General features: G+C 72.6%; 13 protein-coding genes. 3 read left to right on the top strand and 10 right to left on the bottom strand.

What is annotated here, in order from left to right; translation table 11 throughout:
* Positions 1 to 460: 460 nt before the first annotated feature.
* Positions 461 to 2,227, bottom strand: coding sequence for a ribonuclease Y (rny, locus tag O7616_RS12510; RefSeq protein WP_282306943.1), 1,767 nt, complete (start codon positions 2,225 to 2,227; stop codon positions 461 to 463).
* Positions 2,228 to 3,138: 911 nt separating this feature from the next.
* Between rny and O7616_RS12505 the strand changes: the two genes are divergently transcribed.
* Complete coding sequence (locus O7616_RS12505) at positions 3,139 to 3,726, top strand: hypothetical protein (protein ID WP_282306942.1); 588 nt, start codon at positions 3,139 to 3,141, stop codon at positions 3,724 to 3,726.
* Positions 3,727 to 3,766: 40 nt separating this feature from the next.
* Here O7616_RS12505 and O7616_RS12500 read toward each other — a convergent pair whose 3' ends face one another.
* From O7616_RS12500 to O7616_RS12465, 8 genes are all read right to left on the bottom strand, one after another.
* Positions 3,767 to 4,456, bottom strand: coding sequence for a regulatory protein RecX (locus O7616_RS12500; RefSeq protein ID WP_282306941.1), 690 nt, complete (start codon positions 4,454 to 4,456; stop codon positions 3,767 to 3,769).
* A gap of 14 nt (positions 4,457 to 4,470) precedes the next feature.
* Positions 4,471 to 5,517, bottom strand: coding sequence for a recombinase RecA (recA, locus tag O7616_RS12495; protein ID WP_088990914.1), 1,047 nt, complete (start codon positions 5,515 to 5,517; stop codon positions 4,471 to 4,473).
* Positions 5,518 to 5,701: 184 nt separating this feature from the next.
* Complete coding sequence (locus O7616_RS12490; protein ID WP_278151127.1) at positions 5,702 to 5,902, bottom strand: DUF3046 domain-containing protein; 201 nt, start codon at positions 5,900 to 5,902, stop codon at positions 5,702 to 5,704.
* 4 nt (positions 5,903 to 5,906) lie between these two features.
* Entirely contained in the window at positions 5,907 to 7,229 is a 1,323-nt protein-coding gene (locus tag O7616_RS12485) for an MFS transporter (RefSeq protein ID WP_282306940.1), read from the bottom strand.
* 338 nt (positions 7,230 to 7,567) lie between these two features.
* Positions 7,568 to 9,172: an FAD-dependent oxidoreductase gene (locus O7616_RS12480; protein WP_282306939.1), complete on the bottom strand. Its 1,605-nt coding sequence runs from the start codon at positions 9,170 to 9,172 to the stop codon at positions 7,568 to 7,570.
* A 351-nt stretch (positions 9,173 to 9,523) separates the two neighbouring features.
* On the bottom strand, positions 9,524 to 10,111 hold the full coding sequence (locus O7616_RS12475; protein ID WP_282306938.1) for a hypothetical protein: 588 nt from the start codon (positions 10,109 to 10,111) through the stop codon (positions 9,524 to 9,526).
* A gap of 71 nt (positions 10,112 to 10,182) precedes the next feature.
* Positions 10,183 to 10,887, bottom strand: coding sequence for a UdgX family uracil-DNA binding protein (locus tag O7616_RS12470; RefSeq protein ID WP_282306937.1), 705 nt, complete (start codon positions 10,885 to 10,887; stop codon positions 10,183 to 10,185).
* A gap of 301 nt (positions 10,888 to 11,188) precedes the next feature.
* Positions 11,189 to 12,529, bottom strand: a complete 1,341-nt coding sequence (locus O7616_RS12465; RefSeq protein ID WP_282306935.1) for an aminotransferase class I/II-fold pyridoxal phosphate-dependent enzyme — start codon at positions 12,527 to 12,529, stop codon at positions 11,189 to 11,191.
* 36 nt (positions 12,530 to 12,565) lie between these two features.
* On the opposite strand from O7616_RS12465, the gene O7616_RS12460 reads away from it, so the two are divergent.
* Positions 12,566 to 13,807 (top strand): bifunctional pyridoxamine 5'-phosphate oxidase family protein/GNAT family N-acetyltransferase, encoded by a 1,242-nt coding sequence (locus O7616_RS12460; protein WP_282306934.1) that lies wholly within the window; start codon positions 12,566 to 12,568, stop codon positions 13,805 to 13,807.
* Entirely contained in the window at positions 13,807 to 14,478 is a 672-nt protein-coding gene (gene leuE / locus O7616_RS12455) for a leucine efflux protein LeuE (protein ID WP_282306933.1), read from the top strand. The genes O7616_RS12460 and leuE overlap by 1 nt, the downstream gene beginning before the upstream one ends.
* Positions 14,479 to 14,651: 173 nt before the next feature.
* Here leuE and O7616_RS12450 read toward each other — a convergent pair whose 3' ends face one another.
* Positions 14,652 to 15,584, bottom strand: a complete 933-nt coding sequence (locus O7616_RS12450) for a sporulation protein (protein WP_282306932.1) — start codon at positions 15,582 to 15,584, stop codon at positions 14,652 to 14,654.
* Between the last annotated feature and the right edge of the window lie 23 nt (positions 15,585 to 15,607).

Below are 15,607 nucleotides of genomic sequence, written 5' to 3'. Positions count from 1 at the left end.
ACTGTGCGTACCGAAGACCGGCACCGGGTCGGGTGACAAGGCCGATGACCATCGTCGCCCGACTGGCCGTCGGAGCAATCGTTGCACCGTTCGCCGCCGTCGTTCTCTACGTGCACGGACTGTGGGCGGGTCACTCCCTCGATCTGCGCGCCGCCAGCGAGTACTGCCCCGCCAACCCTGGGGCACCCACGTCGACGAGCGACGACTGGCTGCCACTGAGGCATGTCTGCCGCTATGCCGACGGCGCCACAGCCGAACTGGTCCCCGCATATGTCAACCCGGGCGTATTCCTGTGTCTGGCCACAGCGGTGGCTTGCACGGCACTCGCGCTGCGAGCCGCCCGCCGCCCGGCGAAAGCCGCCCTCACGCCGTCCCACTCCCCCGGGTAGCGGTGTGCGCGCGGCTGCGGACTTGCGTCTCACCTGGAGACCGCACTCAGCCCGCAGACGAGAGGACGCGGTCAGCGGGCGATCTCGGTCACCCGGGACTCGCGGACCACGGTGACCCGGATCTGACCCGGGTAGGTCAGCTCCTCCTCGATCTGCTTGGCCACGTCCCGGGCCAGCACGGCCGCCCCGATGTCGTCCACGTCGTCCGGCTTGACCATCACCCGGATCTCCCGGCCGGCCTGCATGGCGAAGACCTTGTCCACGCCGAGCTTGCCTGCCGCGATCTCCTCGATCCGCTCCAGCCGCTTGACGTACGCCTCCAGGCTCTCCCGACGCGCGCCCGGCCGACCGCCGGAGCAGGCGTCGGACGCCTGGGTGAGGACGGCCTCGATGGTCTGCGGGGGCACCTCGTTGTGGTGCGCCTCGATGGCGTGCACCACGTCCTCGTGCTCGCCGTACTTGCGGGCCAGGTCCGCGCCGATGATGGCGTGGCTGCCCTCCACCTCGTGGGTGAGCGCCTTGCCGATGTCGTGCAGGAACGCCGAGCGCTTGATGATCGGTACGTCCAACCGCAGCTCGGCGGCCATGATTCCGGCGATGTGCGCGGTCTCGACCAGGTGCTTGAGCACGTTCTGCCCGTACGAGGTGCGGTAGCGCAGGCGGCCGAGCAGGGTCACCAACTCCGGGTGGATCTCGGTGATGCCGACCTCGACCAGGGCGTCCTCGGCGGCGCGGAGGCAGAGCTGCTCCACCTCCTGCCGGGCCAGGTCGTAGACCTCCTCGATCCGGTGCGGGTGGATCCGCCCGTCCAGCACCAGCTTCTCCAGCGTCAGCCGGCCCACCTCCCGGCGGACCGGGTCGAAGCAGGACAGCAACACCGCCTCGGGGGTGTCGTCGATGATCAGGTTGACGCCGGTCACCGACTCGAAGGCGCGGATGTTGCGCCCCTCCCGGCCGATGATGCGCCCCTTCATCTCGTCACCGGGCAGGTGCAGGACGCTGACCACGCTCTCGGCGGTCTGCTCGCTGGCGACCCGCTGGATCGCGTCCACCACGATGTGGCGGGCCCGCTGCTCGGCGGTGTTGCGCGCGTCGGACTCGATGTCCCGTACGAGCAGTGCCGCCTCCCGCTTGGCGGACGTCTCGATCGCCTCGATCAACTCCAGTCGAGCCGATTCGGCGGTGAGCCCTGCGACCCGCTCCAACTCCCGACGGCGCAGTTCCTCCGACTCGGCCAGCTCGACCTCCCGCTGGGCGAGCGCGGACTCCCGGGCGGCGAGGTCGGCCTTCGCGGCGGTGAGCTGCCGCTCCCGTTCGGCGAACCGCTCCACCTCCTCGGTGTGCATCCGCTCCCGCTCGTCCATCCGGGCAGCCCGACGTTCCACCTCGGCGGCCTGCTCCCGGGTGGTGGCGGCCAACACCGCGACTTCCCGCTCGCCGCTGCGCCGCGCCGCCGTGCGCAACTGCTCGGCGTCCGCCTCGGCCTGCTTGTGGGCGCGCTCCAGCACGGTGTCCGCCTCGGCGCGGGCGTCGTCGAGCACCCGCCGCGCCTCGGCGCGGGCCGCCTTCGCCTCCGCCTTCGCCGCCGCGGCCTCCGTACGGGCCGCCGCGGCGGCGGACTTGGCCACGTCGATCGTGCTGTTCGCCTCGTCGGCCGCGGTCCGCAGGGCGGCGAGGGACTGCTCCTGACGGTCCTTCTCGGCAATGAAGGCGGGATCCTCCGGGGCCGGCGCGACACCCATCCGGCGCATCGTCCGGATGCCCACCAGCACGGCCCCGATCACCACCACGGCGAGGACGAGGACGGCCGCGAGGAGCACGACATCGAAGGCGTTCATGCCGGGACCCCGTCGGGTCCACCGGTGAACCTGTGCCGCCGCCCCGCCATGGCCGCCTCCCCTAACGTCGAGACCGCAGCGACCGTGCCGGGGCACACTGCTGCGGCTGTGGACGCCCGACCGGAGCGGCTGGCCGTGGGTAGCTCTCTCCGCCGGCGGTGCCCGCAGGCAACGTCGGCGACCGGGTGCAGTTGTCGCGGCGTCCCGGACCGGCCAGTCCGGAGCTGCCGCCAAAGGCCGTGGAGTCGGCCAAAGTGATGCTGTCTTGTTACGCGATCTATGTTGTGCGCTTAGCCTGCGATGGTCGGGCAATGTGAGCCTGTATGGCGAGGCTAGGTCTCCGGGGGTGCTCTGGTCAAGGACTCATGATCAAACCCCCCGAACGGAGAGAAGTTGAATCGTCACCGAAAGCTGATGTCGTTGCGGACACAGGGTGACAAAAACCGCGACCTGGCAGGGCTTATTGACATGTCCTACCTGTTCAGGGACGACGACGCCGGCGGGTAGAGCCGACTTTGTGACAACCATGACGTCGGCGCCGACGAAACTGCGCTCGCGACGCCACCGCGCCGCCGCGCGGCACCAGTCACCGCCGCCGCGCGGTCCGCGCAGCCACCGGCCACCACCAACGCAACGCCACCCCCGCCACCCCCGCCACCCCGCCGCCCGCCGCCCGCCGCCCGCCGCCCGCCGCCCGCCGCCCGCCGCCCGCCGCCCGCCGCCCGCCGCCCGCCGCCCGCCGCCAAGATCGTGCTCGATCCAGGATGTAGTGGGGTCGTCGTGCCGGTCAGGCCACCACATCCCGGATCGAGCACGATCAACCGGTCGGCCGTCCCGGCCGGTCCGCCGGTGTCCGCCGCCCACACCAGCGGGTGATTGTTGACCTTGTGGTGCTCCCGTACGGTCCGCGCATGACTCGGAAATGGCCCCTGTTCATCGCCGTGCTGATGCTGTCGTTCACGGTCGTGGTGGCCCTCGGCAGCCGGCGATCGGGCACCGGTTCCGCGCCCCGGGCGGGCGACACGACCCGACTGGGCCCGGGTGAGCGGACGACCACCGGCGACGGACGGGTGAGCTTCACCGCCCCGAAGGGCTGGACGGCAGGCCCGTGCCCCCCGCGCGGCGACGCGAACTGCGTCCACCTCTCGCCTCGGGGCGCAGCCGAGGGCGACGCCGTCATCCTGATCGCGAGTGAGAGCAACCGGGTCGAGGGCTCGCCGATGGACCTGCTGTTGGTCGACGACCCATCCCGCGCCATGCAGAACCCGTCGGTCGAACGACTCACGTTGGACGGCGCGAAGGCGGTCCGGATGGACCTCTCCGCCCTGGGCGGCGGCCCCCGGTGGGACGGCGAGCCGGGGGTCCAGGACGTGATGGTGTACGGCGTCCTGCCAGGCGGCACCCACAACCTCATGGTCAGCTGCGGGCACGACCGGCTGGCGGTGGAGATGCGGGCCGGCTGCGATCTGATCGTGGAGAGCCTGCGCTTTCCCCGCTGAGGTCGACTCAGCGGGCGTCGACCTCAGCGGGGCGGGCAGATCACTCGACGGCGCGGGTGTCGCGGTCCAGGTCGCCCTCGGCGTCGGCGAGCACGTCGGCGTCGATCTGCTCGGCGAACTCGGCCGCCTCGGCGCTCTGCGCCGCGAGGGCGTCCTTCACCGCCCGGATCGCGACCCCCGGCGGGTAGCCCTTGCGGGCCAGCATGCCCACCAGCCGGCGGAAGACCGCGTCGGGCTCGCCTCGGGCCGTGCGCAGCTTGCGTTCCACGAGACTGCGGGCGGTGTCGGCCTCGGTCTCCTCGTCCAGCTCACCCAGCGCCTCGGTGGCCACCTCGCCGTCGACGCCCTTGCGGCGCAACTCGTTGGCGAGCGCCCGCCGAGCCAGCCCGCGACCTGAGTGCCGACTGGACACCCACGCTCGGGCGAACGCGGCGTCGTCGATGATGCCGACCTCGTCGTACCGGTCGAGCACCTCGGCGGACACCTGCTCGGAGATGCCCCGCTTGGCCAGCGCCCCGGCCAACTCGGCCCGGGTACGCGGCCGGACGGCGAGTTGGCGCAGGCAGATCTCGCGAGCCACCTCGGACTCGTCGCGCGGTGGGGGCGCCGGTTCGTCCGTCGGCGACTCGGCCCGGCGACCCCGACGGGGACGCGGCGGATCAGCGGCGTCGCCCGCACGGGGCGGACTGGCATCCCAGCCCCGCCCCGTGCGGGCGCGTCGTCCTGCCACTGGTCAGCGACCGGTCAGAAGTCGACCGGCGGCAACTCCGGGCCACCGGCGGCGTCGCCCGCGCCGACACCGACGCCGAGCTTCTCCAGGATCTTCTTCTCGATCTCGGCGGCCACGTCCGGGTTCTCCTTCAGGAACTCCCGGGCCTTCTCCTTGCCCTGACCGAGCTGGTCGCCGTCGTACGTGTACCACGCTCCGGACTTGCGGATGATCGCCTGCTCCACGCCGACGTCGATCAGCGAGCCCTCACGGGAGATGCCCTTGCCGTACATGATGTCGAACTCGGCCTGCTTGAACGGCGCGGCCACCTTGTTCTTCACGACCTTGACCCGGGTGCGGTTGCCGACCACGTCGGTGCCGTCCTTGAGGCTCTCGATGCGTCGCACGTCGAGCCGGACCGAGGCGTAGAACTTCAGCGCCCGACCACCGGTCGTGGTCTCCGGGCTGCCGAACATGACGCCGATCTTTTCCCGCAGCTGGTTGATGAAGATCGCCGTGGTGCCGGTGTTGCTGAGCACACCGGTGATCTTCCGGAGCGCCTGGCTCATCAGCCGCGCCTGGAGACCCACGTGGCTGTCGCCCATCTCGCCCTCGATCTCGGCGCGCGGCACCAGGGCCGCCACCGAGTCGATCACGATGATGTCGAGCGCGCCGGAGCGGATCAGCATGTCCGCGATCTCCAGCGCCTGCTCGCCGGTGTCGGGCTGGGAGACCAGCATCGCGTCGGTGTCGACACCGAGGGCCTTCGCGTACTCCGGGTCGAGCGCGTGCTCGGCGTCGATGAAGGCGGCGATGCCGCCGTTGCGCTGGGCGTTGGCCACCGCGTGCAGGGCCACCGTGGTCTTACCGCTGGACTCGGGGCCGTAGACCTCGATCACCCGACCCCGCGGCAGACCGCCCACGCCGAGCGCCACGTCGAGCGCGATGGAGCCGGTCGGGATCACGGCGGTCTGGACGACGGGCCGCTCCCCCAGCCGCATCACCGAGCCCTTGCCGAATTGCTTGTCGATCTGAGCGAGAGCAAGGTCGAGTGCCTTCTCCCGGTCAGGTCCTGCTGCCATGGTTGCCACCCCTGCCTTCGCCGGCGTCTTTGCTGAGCTTCGCGTCACGCGGACACGCTAGGCGCTGGGTCCGACAGAAAACCAGCCGACGGGCCGCGAGCTGTGGACGAGCACCCCGCTGTGGACAATAGCCGAACAGGTGTACGACTCGACAGGCGACACGCGGAAGCGACGAAAAGGCTGCTCAGCGTAGTCGGGCAGGCACTCGGTCGGGGTACGCGGCGCAGACCGCCCGCCACACCACGTGCGTCTGCTCACCCGACGCCAGCGCCTGCTCGATGGTCCGTCCGCCGAGCTGGGACAGCACCTGGTCGCGGGCGATGCTCGCCGCGTAGCCGGGCCCGAACGCCTCCTCCAGGCGCGCCCAGAAGTCGGTCAGCCGCACGTGATCAGCCCTCCTCGTCCGGTGCCCCGGTCGGCACCGGGCGCAACGCTAGCGCCACCAGGGGCGCCGCCGCGACCGCCGCGAGCAGGGTGAGCACCGGATAACCGGCGAACTGCATGACAAACCCGCTGACCACGGCCGCGACGGCTCCGGCCAACCCCATGACCAGGTCGCAGAACCCCTGGACGCTCGGCCGCACCCCGGTCGGCACCGACTCGGACAGCAGCGTCGAGCCGGCCACCATGGTCCCCGACCAGCCCAGCCCGAGCAGGACCAGGCCCACCGAGAGCCGGGGTGTGTGGTGCCCGGCGGTGCCGGCGACCGCGCAGGCGGCCAGCAGCAACCCGACCCCACCGAGGATCACGGCCCGCCGGCCCAGCCGGTCGGTGAGCCAACCCACCACCGGGGAGAACGCGTACATGCCCGCGATGTGCAGGCTCAGCACGATGCCGACCAGACGCAGCACGTCGGCGTCGGCGTGCGACTCGCCGAGCCGGACCGGGGTCATCGCCATCACCGCCACCATGACCAGGTGGCCGACCGCCACGGCGGCGATGCCGAGTCGGGCGGCGGGCCGCTCGCGTACCACCGACCAGGCCGCCCGCATCCCGGCGCCGCGCGGCGCGCGCACCTTGACCGGCGCGGCGTCGGTCGGTGCCACGACGGGCGGGTCGGCCACCGCGAGCCGCCGCGCGGTGAGCAGCGGATCGGGCCGGAGCAACCCGAGGAGTACGACGGCAGCCAACACGAACGCGGCCGAGCTGAACGCGAACGGGCCGGCCAGCGGGGGCAGCCCCCAACCGGTGGTGACCCGGTCGGCCAGCGCGGCGAAGTTCGGCGCGGTCACCGCACCGATGGTGGTCGCCCAGACGATCAGGGAGAGCTGCCGCCCTCGTCGGGCCGGCTCGGCGAGGTCCACAGCCGTGTAGCGGGCCTGGAGGTTCGCGGCGGTGCCCCCACCGAAGAGCAACATGCCGAGGAAGAGCAGCGGCACCCAGCGGGTCACCGCGGACAGCACCACGAGCACGCCGCCGACGGCACCGACCACGTACGCCACCACCAGCCCCGGTCGCCGCCCGTGCCGCGCCATGATCCGGGTGACCGGGACGGCGAGCAGCGCCGCGCCGACCACCCCGGCGCTCTGCGCCACACCGGCCACGGCGGTGCCGGCGATCCGCGCGGCGAGCAGCGCGCCCACCGCGATGCCGATGGTGACGCCGACACCACCGACGATCTGGGTGGTGAAGAGCAACCGCAGGGTACGACGTTGGATCGACGTGATGTCGGGGCGAGTCGCGGCGCCCGGCGCGGTCAGGTCGGTGGCCATCGACGCTCCTTACGAACGAGGTGACCCCATCCTCGCGCACCCACCCCGCCCCCCGCCGCCCCGCCCCGCGGGCGCCCCGCGCCCCGCCGCCCCGCACCCCCGCACCCCCGCACCCCGCCGCCCCGCCGCCCCGCGCCCCGCGCCCCGCGCCCCGCGCCCCGCGCCCCGCGCCCCGCGCCCCGCGCCCCGCGCCCCGCATGATCCGCGCAGTTTCAGGGATGTTGCTGTCTCAGCGCGCTTGGAGGCAGCACTTCCCCCGAAACTGCGCGGATCTTGGTCGGGCCTTGATCCGGGTGCGGGTCCTGCGGACCGGGGTGGCGCCCGGTCGGCGTGGTCGGTCAGCCGGCCAGCACGCGCTGGTGCAGCGACGACACCGCCGAGCGGGCCGCCACGAACGCGCCGTGCTGCCAGGCCACCTCGTGGCTCAGCCAGTCCCCGGCGAAGTAGACCCGCCCGGCCGGCTGGAGCAACAGGTTGTAGCCGGCTGTGCCGTAGCGAGGTGAGGTCCAGGCGCCCTCGATGTAGCGGGTCCGGTCCCAGGCGTGGGAGTACGAGGTGACCAGCTCGCTGCGGTACTTGTCACCATGGATCTTCACACCCTGGTCGACCGCACGCTCCCTGCGCTGCTCGGGGGTGAGCCCGCTGTACGCCCTGGCGTTCGCACCGGTGTTGTAGTAGCCGACGACCAGGCCGCGCTTGCCGTGGAAGCCGTGCGACGGGTACCAGATGTGCGACAGGTCCAGATCGGTCTCGGTGATGCCGCCGTAGATCCGCTGGTCGGTCTCCCACCAGCGGCTGCGGTACTCCAACCCGATCTTGCCGGCGGCGGTGACCGGGAAGTCGGCCAGGGCGGCGGTCACGGCCGTGCCGAGATTGTGCGGTACGCGGGCCATCAGGTGCGGTGGCAGCGTGGCCACGCAGTAGTCGGCGGTGATCTGTGCCTGCCGGGCGCCCTGCCGGTAGGTCACCTCGACGGCGCCGCCCCGGTCGGTCACCCCGGTCACCTCGGCGTCGAGCCGGATCCGGTGCATGCCCACCGCCTTGGCCAGGGCCCGGGGGATCTGGTCCATGCCGCCGACCGGCTGGAACATCAGCATGGCCTGGTCGTAGCCGAACTCGAAGGAGAAGTACCGGCCGACGTTGCTGGCGAAGACGTCGGAGAGCGCCGGGGGCGCACCGAGAGGGCTGCCCACGTCGTTGCCCGCGCCCGGATAGGCGGCAAAGCCCCGACGGCTGGTCCCGGTGTACGCCCATCCGTTGGTGCGTCCGCCGATCGCGCCGAAGCTCTGCAGGAACGCCAGGAGCCGGGTCCGGTCCTCGGTGGTGAGCTGGGCGTCCAACGCGCCCTGGTCGGTCGCCTTCGCCAGCAGTTCCGAGACGTAGCCGTACACGTCGGCCTTGGCGGTGCGGTACCGGACCGGCTCGGTCATGCCGGCGGACTCGTTGTAGATCCAGGCGTCGGCGTTCTGGTTGGTGAAGACCTCGACGGGCACGCCGAGTTCCCGGCAGTAGTCCATGGTCACCATCCACTGCGCGATCCGGCCCGGCCCGGCGTTGAAGTAGACCCCGTCGGAGAAGCCCGCACGCTGCGTCCGTCCATCGAGGTCGGTTTCGACGTCGCCGCCGCGGATGGTCAGGTTCCGCCCGCCGACGCGGTGCCGCGCCTCGAGGATCGTGCAGCGGTAACCCGCCTTGCCCAGTTCGTAGGCGGCGGTGAGACCGGCGATGCCGCCCCCGAGGATGACCACGCTGGCACCCGGCCGCCCGGTCAGCGTGAAGTCGGACCGTTCCGGCGGCCGGAATGCCGGGGTGACCGACGCCTCCGCGCTGGGAGCGAGGCCCATCGCGCCCATCGTGGCGAGCATCGCACCGGCACCACCGCTGACTCCCACCGCCCGCAGGAACCCACGCCGGCTGACCGTCGACTGTGTCTGACCGCTCATCACGCCTCCCCTACAAGATCGACTCGCATGAGTCTGCAGAGAAGCTGTTTCGCGGATCGCGCAGTGCCGTTTCCGGTAGGTATCGGGTCGGCCGCCGCCGGGCACGCCGGGGCCGGGATCGGCGTCGCCTCCGGTGTGGACGGCGCCGATGGTGCCGGGACGGGCGATGCCGAAACCGGTCGGTGGAACGGTTCAACGACGCCCGGCGGCGGGGCGACCTGGCCACGGTGGCCGGCCGCAGTCGGAGGACGGCACCGTGTTGCCCGGAGGGGTCTCTACCTGGTCCGAGATCGCCTGATCGCCGCAGCGGACGTGTTCGGCAGGATCACGATGGAGGGCTGCGGCCGGTGTCTATCGGGGCGCTCCCGGTGGTCCGGCCCGCAGCAGGGATGCGAGCCGGCGGATTCGGGTCAGCGTCAGCACGGCGACGGCCACACTGACGACGGCTACCGCCCCGGAGAGGACCACGGAGCCCTCGTTGTCGGCGGCGAGCAGAGCCAGCAGGACCAGGCCGAGACAGATCGTGAGGATGAACAGCAGCGCCGCCCAGGTGGCCCGCCGCTGTCCGGCCAGGTAGCCGGGCAGTGCGGCCCGGGTGCCCTCGTCCTCGGGCACCGTGCCGGTACGCAGGGCCTCGCGCAGCGCGTACCCCTCGGGGTCCCGCCGGGCGGCCTGCTCGCCGGCGGCCCGCCGGCCGAGGTAGATCGCGGGACCGATGCAGACGGCGTTCCAGGCGCCGCCCAGCACGGCCTCGACCAGCGACTCCTGCCGGTCGAAGAGCCAGCGCACCGGCAGCCCGACGAACACCGTGACCGGCACCCAGTAGACGGCCATGAGCTGGAGACCGGGCGCCCGTTCGAGGAACCGCCGCCGTCCCCGGCGGCCCTCCCCGGCCTCGGTGGGCGCATCGGCACGACGGGGGTCGCTGTCGACGTCCATCGGCTCCCGTTACCCAGGCTCGACCGCCGCGCAATCCCCGGGAGCACTGTCGATCGTGGACTACCCCGGTGTCAGTCGGGCAGGGCGCGGGTGACGACGGTGAGGTCGGCGACCAGGCCCTCGTACGCCTTGTCCTGGTCGTCGGCGCGCAGCACCGCGGACGGGTGGATGGTGGCCAGCAGCCGAGCCTGCGGCGCGTCGGCGTGCTTCCCGGCGTTGTCCACCGGCACCCGTTGGAAGTCCTCCGGACGCTGGGCCGAGGCGGGCCAGGGCAGCAACTCGCCCCGCTGCCTGGTGACCCGGAAGGACGGCCCGAGCAGCGCCTTGGCGGCGGTCGCGCCGAGCACCACCACGATCTCCGGGCGTAACCGGGCGAACTCGGCGACCAACCAGGGTCGACAGGCCGTGATGTGCACCTGGTCGGGGGTCTGGTGGATCCGCCGCCTGCCGCGCAACTCGAAACGGAAGTGCTTCACGGCGTTGGTCAGGTAGAGGTGGCCCGGGTCCAGTCCGGCGTCGTCGACGGCGCGGCGCAGCAGCCGACCGGCGGGGCCGACGAAGGGCAGCCCCTTCTGGTCCTCCATGTCGCCCGGTTGCTCGCCGACCAGCACCACCCGGGCGCTCTCGTCGCCCCGGCCGAAGACCGTCTGCGAGGCGTCCCGGTACAGCTCGCAACCCCGACAGCCGCCGGCGGCGGTACGCAGGGCGTCGATGGTGTCGGCGTCGGGCGGGATGAACCGCTGGGCGCCCGGGGCGTTCCCGGTCTGCTCGGCCATGCCGACTGTTATATACCCGTTCGTCGCCCGGTGCCGGGTACGCCCGCCCGCCGAACCGGCTCAGTAACCGTTTCCGCCGCCGTCACCACCGGAAGCGATCGCGATCAACACGATGACGATGATGATGATCACCAGCGCCACCACGATCCAGATTCCCTTGCGCGCTCCAGGAGAAGCCATGGTCCCCACCTCCGGCGGCCCGCATACCCGCCCCTTTAGCCATGAGCCCCGCAACCTCGTACTTTCTGGTCGAACCGTCGGTCCCGCCGACACCTGGAGCAGGGCGGCCGACCGAGGGCGGTCAGGTGGGGAAGCCCGGGGGTGGAGTCGGGTTGACGGCGTCCGCCAGAGCGGCGGCCAGCGGGACCAGGTCGTCGGCATCCAGCGAACTGACCGTGATACGCACGGCGGGCGCGGCGGCGATGCGGTAGAGGGCGCCGGGGGCGACCGCCCAGCCGGCGTCACGCAACGCGGTGACCGCGCTGGTCTCGTCCGGCACCGGCAGCCAGACGTTGATGCCGCTACGACCGTGCGCCCGGAGGCCGTGCTCGGCCAGCGCGCCCAGCAGCCCGTCGCGTCGCCGCTCGTAGCTCTGTGCCGCCCGCCGCACCAGCTCGTCGACCGCCGGATCCCGCCAGAGGGCGAGGACGAGTCGTTGCAGCACGGTGGAGACCCAGCCCGCGCCGACCCGCGTCCGACCGGCCACCCGGGCCACCGTCGTCTCGTCGCCGACCAGCACCGCGAGCCGCAGGTCCGGGCCGAAGGGTTTGCTCACCGACCGCAGGAAGGCCCAGCTCGCGGTCGCACCGGCCAGCGGGTGCAGGGGTACGCGGGCCAGCTCGGCGGCGTGGTCGTCCTCGATCAGCAGCAGGTCCCGGCGACCGCCGAGCAGCGCCCGCAGCGCCTCGGCACGCTGCCCGGAGACGGCCGAGCCGGTCGGGTTCTGCGCTCGGCTGGTGACCACCAGCGCCCGTGCCCCGGCGGCGAGCGCGGCGGCCACCCCGGCCACCAGCGGACCCTCGTCGTCCACGGGTACGCCGATCGGACGCAGCCCCAGCGCGGCAACCAGGTCGAGCAGGTTGGCCCAGCCCGGATCCTCCACCGCTACCGCGTCGCCGGGCCGCAGGTGGGCGCCGAGCAGCCGCTCGATGCCGTCCAGCGCGCCGCCGGTGAGGGTCAGGTCCCCGGCCGGTACGCCGTCGGCGTCCAGTCGAGCACGGGCCACCTCGGTCAGTTCGGGCAGCACTCCGGCGTCGGAGTAGCTGACCGAGGGGCCGATGTCGGCGGCGAGCGCCGCCAGGTGCGGGCCGAGCGGAGGGAGCAGCCGGCGGTCGGGTTCGCCCCGGGACAGGTCGCGGGCCCCGGGCAGCGGCGGGGGGCGCAGCGCGGAGCGGCGGGCGGCCACCGGAGGGCGGGGGCGGACCCGGGTGCCGTGCCGTCCGGCGGTGACGAGCAGGCCACGTTGGCGTAGCTCCTGGTAGGCGCGGGCGACGGTGGCGGGACTGACACCCAGGTCGGCGGCGAGCGCCCGCACCGGGGGCAGCGCGGCCCCGGGGGACAGCGCACCGGTACGGATGCCCGACTCGATTCCGGCCGAAATCTCGACGGCCGTCGTACCACTGAGCTGATAGCGTGCTGACACAAACAAGGGATTGTACTAGAACAAAGGGACGAGCGCATGTATCCACCCACCGCCCGGACCACACCCCACCGCTCCCGCGACCGGATGAGCTACGACGAGGCCGCCGCTCACGCCGTGCTCGACGAGGCGTACGACTGCGCACTCGGGTTCACCGTCGACGGCCAGCCCCGGGTGCTGCCCACCCTGCACGTCCGCATCGGCGACACCCTCTACCTGCACGGCTCCACCGGAAGCCGGCCACTGCTCGCCGCCCGGGGCGACGGGCTGCCGGTCTGCGTCGCGGTGACGGTGCTCGACGGGCTGGTCTACGCCCGATCCCAGTTCCACCACAGCGCCAACTACCGCTCGGTCGTCGCGCACGGCACCGCCCGCCTGGTCACCGACGAGCGGGAGAAGCTCGCCATGCTCACCGCGCTGGTGGAGAAGGTCGGCTCGGGACGCAGCACCGACACCCGCCCGCCCAGCCGACGGGAGCTGGCCGAGACCGCCGTGCTGGCGCTGCCCCTGCGCGAGGTGTCCGTCCGGTCCCGCAGCGGCGGGGTCCGCGAGGACGAGGCCGACCTGCACCTGCCGCACTGGGCCGGTGTGCTGCCGCTGCGGTTGACCGCCGGGCAACCCGAACCGGCCCCCGGGGTCACCGCGCCGCTGCCGGCGTTCCTGCGTACGGCGCGTACGCCCTGGCACGACCCGGTGTCGCTGCACGGCGAACACGTCCGGCTGGAGCCGCTGGAGGTGGCGCACGCCGACGAGTTGCACGCCGCCACCGCAGACCCGGAGGTGTGGCAGCACCTCGCCGTCGCACCGCCCACCGCGCCCAGCGAGACCGCGGCGGTGATCGGCGCCGCCCTGGCCGCCCAGCACCGCGGTGAGCAGGTGGCCTGGGTGCAACGGTGCGCGGCGACCGGGGCGGTGGTCGGCAGCACGTCCTACTACGAGATCGACCCGCAGCGGCGGGCGGTGGCGATCGGGCACACCTTCCTCGGCCGGCCCTGGTGGCGTACCGGGATCAACACCGAGGCGAAGCTGCTGCTGCTCGGCCGGGCCTTCGACGAGCTGGGCGCGGTGCGGGTCGCCTGGCACACCGACATCCGCAACGTCCGCTCCCAGGCGGCCATCGAACGGCTCGGCGCGACCCGGGAAGGGGTGCTGCGGATGCACCGGCAACGCCCGGACGGCTCCTGGCGGGACACCGTCCAGTACGCGATGACCGTCGACGAGTGGCCGAACGCACAGGCCAGGCTGCGAGAAAGGCTTCGCCGTACGGCACCGGTGGCGTGATGATGGCGGGCGTGCTGGGGATCACCGACATCTGGACGTACGTGCTGGGCACCGTGGCCATCATCCTGCTGCCCGGGCCGAACTCGCTCTTCGTGCTCTCCACCGCGGCCAAACGAGGGGTAGCGGTCGGTTACCGGGCCGCCGGGGGCGTGTTCGTCGGCGACGGGGTGCTGATGTTCCTCTCCGCCGCCGGGGTGGCGTCGTTGCTCAAGGCGTACCCTCCGCTGTTCCTGGTGATCAAGTACGCCGGTGCCGCGTACCTCGGTTATGTCGGGTTGACCATGCTGCGCGGCGCGGTGCGGCGCTGGCGCGACCGCAACGACCCGAGCGCGCCGCGGCTCATCGACGCCGCGGAGCCGGCGGCGATGCGCAGCCCGTTCCGCAAGGCGCTGGTGATCAGCCTGCTGAACCCGAAGGCGATCCTGTTCTTCATCTCGTTCTTCATCCAGTTCGTCGACCCCGGCTACGCCTGGCCGGCGCTGTCGTTCCTGCTCCTCGGGCTGATCGCACAGGTGACGAGCGCGCTCTACCTGACTGCGTTGATCTTCGCGGGTACCTTCCTGGCGGCCCAGTTCCGGCAGCGCCGCCGCCTGGCCGCCGGCGGCACCACCGCCGTGGCCGCCCTCTTCCTGGCCTTCAGCCTCAAACTGGCCACCGCCACCGCCGGCTGACCCCACCCCACCCACCCCGTCAACCTCGACGCTCGGCGCTGACGCTCGCGTCGATCATGGAGTTGTGGTGCCCCCTAAAGGGGACGAAAAGGGATTTTCATCCCACCGCAACTCCATGATCGACGGGGTTGGCGGGGCGCGGGGCGGCGGGGCGGGAGCGGCGGGGCGGGGGGTCAGGTGCCGTCGCCGCCGCCGGAGCCGCCGCCACCGACGCCCGCGCCGCCGGCGGTGCCGCCGAGACCGTAGCCCGGACGGATCGGCTCGTCGGGGTGGCGGCTGACGTGGGCGGACCCGCCGATCCGCGCGGACCAGTCGGCGTGCGCGGCAGCGGCGGCGTGCCTGTTGATCGCCTGGCGGAGCCAGCCGTCCACGGTGGCGACCCAGTCCCGCCGGTCGGCGTCCTCGTGCCAGATCCGGAACCGGCTGATGCTCTGGTGGGTGATGCCGGCCAGCGCCAGCCGGCGATCCATCCACAGGATCGCCTCCAGGCCCGCCGAGTTGGTCACGAAGATCACCTCAAGCTCGGTGATCGGACCGGCGTAGAGCGGCCCCACCCAGAAGCCCCAGCGCTGGTGCAGTGGCAGGGTGTGCTCCACCCCGGGCAGCCCGCCCTCCTGCAACCCCGCCTGGCGGATCGCGAAGCCCAGCGTGTCCAACGCCGCGAACACGTGCTGCTGGGTGGGGAGCGGGTGGACGAAGACGGGCACCATCGCACCCTGGTCGAGGTCGGGGTCGACGGACACCTCGGTCCGTAGACCCATCCGCAGGCTGAGCAGCGGCACCCCACCGAAGGTCGTCACCGGGGTCTCCCAGGGCAACGGCAACGCGAAGTCGACAGCGCGCCGCCGTCCGGCGGGTACGACGAACCGACCGGCGATCGGCACCTGATGGAACTGCACGAGGCGGCGGGCGGCGTCCGGATCATCCGGTTCGACGGTGGTGACCAGGCCGAGCCGGATGTGCCGGACCAGCACGTCCTCCGGTCCGGCCGCGACTGTCACCCGCCCCGGCAGGCGCAGGCCCGGCCGGGTGCTCGGGTTGGGAAGTGTGGTCTGCACGGACAGGCCGGTCCAACCGGACTCCCGGGACACTCCGGTCAGTCGCACCGCGGGCCCCCTCCCGGACGGGA

This window comes from Micromonospora sp. WMMD964 (assembly GCF_029581455.1).
In the GTDB taxonomy this organism is placed as follows: domain Bacteria; phylum Actinomycetota; class Actinomycetes; order Mycobacteriales; family Micromonosporaceae; genus Micromonospora.
The sequence above is the reverse complement of the archived record's forward strand: the minus strand, read 5'-3'. Positions and strand labels throughout refer to the sequence as shown.

Excerpts from the sequence above, each read along its gene's own strand:
- recA (WP_088990914.1), bottom strand. The coding sequence starts at position 5,517 with ATGGCAGCAGGACCTGACCGGGAGAAGGCACTCGACCTTGCTCTCGCT.
- O7616_RS12460 (WP_282306934.1), top strand. The coding sequence starts at position 12,566 with ATGTATCCACCCACCGCCCGGACCACACCCCACCGCTCCCGCGACCGG.
- leuE (WP_282306933.1), top strand. The coding sequence starts at position 13,807 with ATGATGGCGGGCGTGCTGGGGATCACCGACATCTGGACGTACGTGCTG.
- O7616_RS12485 (WP_282306940.1), bottom strand. The coding sequence starts at position 7,229 with ATGGCCACCGACCTGACCGCGCCGGGCGCCGCGACTCGCCCCGACATC.
- rny (WP_282306943.1), bottom strand. The coding sequence starts at position 2,227 with ATGAACGCCTTCGATGTCGTGCTCCTCGCGGCCGTCCTCGTCCTCGCC.
- O7616_RS12470 (WP_282306937.1), bottom strand. The coding sequence starts at position 10,887 with ATGGCCGAGCAGACCGGGAACGCCCCGGGCGCCCAGCGGTTCATCCCG.
- O7616_RS12475 (WP_282306938.1), bottom strand. The coding sequence starts at position 10,111 with ATGGACGTCGACAGCGACCCCCGTCGTGCCGATGCGCCCACCGAGGCC.
- O7616_RS12505 (WP_282306942.1), top strand. The coding sequence starts at position 3,139 with ATGACTCGGAAATGGCCCCTGTTCATCGCCGTGCTGATGCTGTCGTTC.
- O7616_RS12480 (WP_282306939.1), bottom strand. The coding sequence starts at position 9,172 with ATGAGCGGTCAGACACAGTCGACGGTCAGCCGGCGTGGGTTCCTGCGG.